Below are 3,048 nucleotides of genomic sequence, written 5' to 3'. Positions count from 1 at the left end.
TGGTGCGTGCGCGAGGCGAGGATGCCGAGCTGGGTGACCGATCGGCGAAGATGCTCAGGCTGGAACGTGAGCGCGACCGGGCCCCCATGGATCGCCCAGGGCGCCATCCAGTCTCCGGGTGAGTACTCCCACCGAAGATCGTCGCTGATCTTGGTGAGCCGCCCGTCGACGATGACAGCATTCTCCGTCGACCCGGTTCCATCGGTCCACCTGCCGCCCACCTGGAGACCGATCGTGCGGCCGCCGACGATGCCCGACCCCGAGCCCCAGTTCCAGGAGATCGCATACGGCCAGCGCCCGCGGCCGTGGTCGAGGGTCGCCCACGAGGTCCCCTCCTCTGTCCGGTACGTCGCGCCGTCCACGATCACCCGGCCCGTCGCCGGCCTGGCCGGGTCCTTGACGGTGTACTGGAAGAGGCGCTGGCTCCACGGCACCACGACGCCGAGTCGTTCATGTCCCGGCGCGAGGTGGGCGACGACGTCGAGGTCGACGCGCTCGGCTCGCGCCCGCAGTCTGGTGCCGTCGGGTGTGGGATCGATGTCGATGAGAAGCCTCCTCGTGCGCGCGCGAGCCGGACCCTGGTCGAGGGTGCCCGGCAGGGTCGCGCCGCAGCCCATGGGAGTGATCGCCTCCACCGCGATCTGTTCACCGGAGCGGCGGTCGAGGACGAAGAGCGAGGGGACCGCGGCATACCCGATGTCGGACACGACGACGGCGACGACGTGTGTCTCAAGGGTGACTGCCCAGTACTCCCATCGCTTGTTGCGGCCCCAGCCGACGCGGCCCCAGCCGACGCGGCCCCGGCCGATGCCGTCGGTGCGGTGCAGCGGAGTGCGTGTCCAGCCCACAGCCGCGGAGTTGAGGCGACCGTTGCGCAGCGTGAGGTCGAGAGGATCGGTGATCTCGCGTTCCTGGGTCACGTGCCCCATCATCGGCCTTCACCTGGAGCCAAGGGAGCACGGTGGGCGCACAGCCGCGCCCTCGTGCCGGGTCACGGTTCGGACCGCCAAGCCGCACGCCCGCTGTGTCGCGCCACTACTTTGGAGGCATGGCCGACTGGGTCAGCACACGACGGGCCTATGACGCCTTGGCCGTTGCCTACCACGACCGGTTCCCGGATCTCCGCGCCGAGCAGCCGCTGGACCGCGCGATGATCGGCGCCTTCGCGGAGTACGTGCTCGCTGGGGGCGATCGACACATCCTGGATGCTGGCTGCGGCACCGGTCGCCTGGTCGGCCCCTTGCGCGACTCTGGCCTCGACGTTACTGGCGTCGACCTGTCGCCCGGCATGATCGCGGTGGCCAGGTCGGTCCATCCGGCTGTCGAGTTCGCCGTTGCCGACCTGCGACGTATGCCGTTCGCCGCCGACTACTTCGCAGGTGTCGTCGCGTGGTACTCCCTGATCAACTGCTCCCCAGCAGATCTCGCGCAGGCGCTGGCGGAGCTCGCGCGGATCCTGCGACCGGATGGATACCTCCTCACCGGCTTCCAGTCGGGTGTGGGCAGCCGTCTTCAGAGCGATGCCTACTCACAGGGCCACGAGCGCGAGCTCCACCTGCGCACGGCTGATGAGATGGCGGCGGCCTTCGACGCGGCTGGCCTGGCGGTGGTCGCACAGGCCGCCCGCACGATGGAACCCGACACTGCAGACGGCGACTTCGACCAGGCCTTCGTCATCGGCCGGAAGGCTCCGGTGCCTCCTTTCGGCCTGACGGACTTGCCGGACCCGGCGGTGGAGCCGGCGGTTCACGGTCTGGGATTCCTCGGCGTACGGATCGAGGACGCGGGCCGGTTCGAAGCCGCGGTATCGCTCTACCGGGACACGCTCGGCCTGACGCTGATTCGTGAAGAGCCGGGCCGCCTGGCCTGGTTCCGTCTGGGCGACGGTACCGAGGTGCACGTCTACGGACCGGAAGACACGGACCACGTGGTCTTCGACGATCGACCCTGCGTAGGTCTGGTCGTGGACGACGTCGATGCGACCCGGCTCAGGATGGAGTCGGCGGGTATCGAGTTCCTCTGGGAGACGCAGCGAGAGTCCGGTCGGGCGTGGGCGCACTACCGCGGGTCAGACGGTGTTGTCTACGAGCTGATCGGTCCAGACCGCGTGGGCAGGGGCGCGGTGTCGGACCCACGCACGGACCCGCCTACATCGGCCGAGTCGTGACGTCGAGCCGATCGGGTCGGGTGTCGACCGGGTGGGTACACCTCCCGAGCGCCTCTGGCCTCGCTGTACATCGCTGCGAGGTTGATGGGTGCGCGCAGGTCACGAGCCCGGCCCTGAGGGCTCATCGTCATTCGCCGGCCCGAGTGACGAAGGCACCTCGGAGAGCACGCTCAGGGAACCGTCCGTCTCGAGCACGACCGCCGCCACTCCGTCGAGACCTGCATTCCCCGATGCCCGCGCGGCCTGCCGGATCTCGTCCGAGGTGACCCGCATCCGTCGCATCGGCTCAGGAAGGAACCCGTGGCGATAGACGAGCGTTGGCTCCGACTTCACGAGCCTCTCCACTGCTCGGCTGCGAACCGACAGCCAGGCCACGATGAACTGCAGCGCGACGAGCAGGGCCATGGCCGCCACACCCTCGACGAGGGCGACGTCCGAGGACAGCAGCACCGTGGCGAGGGTCGATCCCAGCGCGACAGTGACGACGAAGTCGAAGGCGTTGAGCTTGGCCAGAGTCCGCTTCCCGGACCCGCGAAGCAGGAGGAGGAGCGCGAGGTAGGCGGATACGCCGATGACCAGGACGCGGAGCAGTCCGCTCCAGTCGTCGAAGAACACGTGACTCCCTCCCGGCCGCTTCCTTGGTCCAGGACGATATCGCGGGGTCGGTCGGCGGCATACGACTGCCACTGCACCGTGGATGGCTTTCAGGCGAAGCTGAGCGGCGTTCGCGTGCGGGTCGACAGTAGGTTGGGCGGGTGAGTCTGGAACTGCCCGACCGAGCACGGGTCGTCGTCATCGGCGGCGGAGTCATCGGCGCTTCCGTGGCCTACCACCTGGCGCACGCCGGATGGACGGATGTCGTTGTGCTGGAGCGGGACCGG

General features: G+C 69.0%; 4 protein-coding genes. 2 read left to right on the top strand and 2 right to left on the bottom strand.

Annotated features, from left to right (window positions below; all coding sequences use genetic code 11):
• On the bottom strand, positions 1-920 hold a 920-nt coding region (locus LOY02_RS18815; RefSeq protein ID WP_317183894.1), incomplete at its 3' end, for a DUF2804 domain-containing protein.
• A gap of 128 nt (positions 921-1,048) precedes the next feature.
• Here LOY02_RS18815 and LOY02_RS18810 point away from each other — a divergent pair.
• Positions 1,049-2,167: a methyltransferase domain-containing protein gene (locus LOY02_RS18810; protein ID WP_317183893.1), complete on the top strand. Its 1,119-nt coding sequence runs from the start codon at positions 1,049-1,051 to the stop codon at positions 2,165-2,167.
• 99 nt (positions 2,168-2,266) lie between these two features.
• On the opposite strand, the gene LOY02_RS18805 is transcribed toward LOY02_RS18810, so the two are convergent.
• Positions 2,267-2,782 carry a DUF421 domain-containing protein gene (locus tag LOY02_RS18805; RefSeq protein WP_317183892.1) on the bottom strand — a complete coding sequence of 172 codons (516 nt, stop codon included), beginning with the start codon at positions 2,780-2,782 and terminating at the stop codon, positions 2,267-2,269.
• Positions 2,783-2,922: 140 nt separating this feature from the next.
• On the opposite strand from LOY02_RS18805, the gene LOY02_RS18800 reads away from it, so the two are divergent.
• Positions 2,923-3,048: FAD-dependent oxidoreductase (locus LOY02_RS18800; protein ID WP_317183895.1), on the top strand; the 126-nt coding region annotated here is incomplete at its 3' end.

The organism is Intrasporangium sp. (assembly GCF_032907665.1).
In the GTDB taxonomy this organism is placed as follows: domain Bacteria; phylum Actinomycetota; class Actinomycetes; order Actinomycetales; family Dermatophilaceae; genus Intrasporangium.
The sequence above is the reverse complement of the archived record's forward strand: the minus strand, read 5'-3'. Positions and strand labels throughout refer to the sequence as shown.